We start from the raw sequence: 861 nt of genomic DNA, 5'->3' as shown, positions 1-861 counted from the left end.
GCACAAACATTTGGGGCTTCAGTTCCCAGCCTGCTTTTCTCACTTTTCGTGGGGCTGGCGTTTCAATATTTGCGTTTTTTCCCTGTGCAATGCCAGCTTTAATATTTTCATGTTTTCTATGTCCGTGCAGCTGGCAAGTGGTAGCGTGCTCATGTTTCTCGTGCAACGCCAGCAAAGCTTCTGTGTTTCCCGGCAGCAAAGGTTTTTAGTGGCTGCACGTTCAGTGCCAAACATTAACAAAACGTAGGGTTTGCCAGCTGGCAACTTTTACCTCAATAAATCGCCAAGTTTGTGTTCTGCCAGCGCCGGTAAATCCCGTCCGGCCAGGTGCGCACAACAAGAGCATGTAAAGGACGCCTTCGGCGCCCTTAATGCAGGCGTTATGTGCTCTGAGTACACTTCAGCATTATCTAAATCGATAGTCTAATATTTAAATCTTTAACCGATAGTAGTCATCTCCTGTGATTTTCAATGAAGTCTGCCCGTATTGCCGAAAAAGGATGAACAAAATAGAGAATGACCCTTTGTGCAAGTCTGTAGAGCACTTAATTCCTAATACAGCCTTATCGTTTAAGAGGGGAAACGGTGAAGGAGATTTTTATGCATGTAGGACGTGCAATATTGGCAAGAGCAATATGGACTATGTTCTTGGTGTCATTGCAAAATCACAGTCCAAAAACGAGGAAATGGCTATAGCTTCTGTTCAAAGGGCATTAGATAAGCCTGGAAGTAAGAAGCGATTTTTGGATATGGGCTCTGTTCACAATACATGTTGGTGCATGAACTATACTTCTGAGCACCGGTTTCTGTCGTGTAATTGGAACCATCGTCATGCAGCAAACACAATTCCAAGAGTTCCTG

At 44.3% G+C, this 861-nt stretch carries 1 protein-coding gene; it reads left to right on the top strand.

Features of this window, described 5'->3' with window-relative positions; genetic code table 11:
- The coding region (locus tag QMA35_RS21885) for a hypothetical protein (protein WP_281649249.1) at nt 1-247 on the top strand (247 nt) is incomplete at its 5' end.
- Between the last annotated feature and the right edge of the window lie 614 nt (nt 248-861).

This window comes from Parendozoicomonas sp. Alg238-R29 (assembly GCF_947331445.1).
Classification (GTDB): Bacteria; Pseudomonadota; Gammaproteobacteria; order Pseudomonadales; family Endozoicomonadaceae; genus Sansalvadorimonas.
Note: the sequence above shows the minus strand (reverse complement) of the source record. Positions and strands in the feature narration are given on the sequence as shown.